General features: G+C 46.2%; 2 protein-coding genes. Both read left to right on the top strand.

Annotated elements, in window-relative coordinates:
- Positions 1 to 512: TRAP transporter small permease subunit (locus R8O11_RS27205; RefSeq protein ID WP_318194874.1), on the top strand; the 512-nt coding region annotated here is incomplete at its 5' end.
- Between the two features lie 12 nt (positions 513 to 524).
- On the top strand, positions 525 to 749 hold a 225-nt coding region (locus tag R8O11_RS27200), incomplete at its 3' end, for a TRAP transporter large permease subunit (protein ID WP_318194873.1).

Here is a 749-nt window from a genome sequence, read left to right as displayed (position 1 = left end):
TCTTCAACCGCTTTGGTGATTTTCTGGGGTGGTTATCCAGCATCCTCTTCATTTTGTTGTTGTTGAACGTGGTGTATGACGTTGTGATGCGTTACGTGTTTAACGACGTGTCTATCGCGTTTCAAGAAATGGAGTGGCACTTATTCTCTGCTGTCTTTTTGCTTGGCGTGCCTTATGCCATCAAATCCGGCGGTCACGTTCGAGTCGACATTTTTTATGAGCGACTGTCATATAAAGCGCAATCCATCATCGACATCATCGGCACCCTGTTTTTCCTCTTTCCTTTTTGTTTGTTGGTCGCATGGTTTGGTATTGATTTCGCGAAAGAGAGTTATGCCTTGGGCGAGACGTCTGGTGACCCAGGTGGTTTACCGTATCGATGGATAATCAAAGGCATGATCCCGGTTTCTTTCTTATTTATGGCGGTGAGTGGCGTTGGTTTGCTGCTGCACTCAGTCAATAAAATCGTTAACCCTCATCTTATCTATGCCGGTAGCAACGGTAAGTCGTAAAAGGAAGTCATTATGATCGGTATAGTGATGTTTTTTGTGGCGCTCTTTGCGCTACTGCTCGGGTTTCCCGTCGCGTTCACATTCGGCGGTATTGCTCTTATTTTTGGTGTTTGGGCAGAGGGCATGGACATGTTTGCCTTCATGCCATATCGAATTCAATCCATCATGGAAAACACGGTGCTGATGGCCGTACCGCTGTTTGTTTTCATGGGGCTCGTGCTGCAAAAAACGAAGCTA

The sequence above is a fragment of the Vibrio sp. 1288 genome (assembly GCF_033344475.1).
This window is presented reverse-complemented; position numbering and strand designations above follow the sequence as displayed.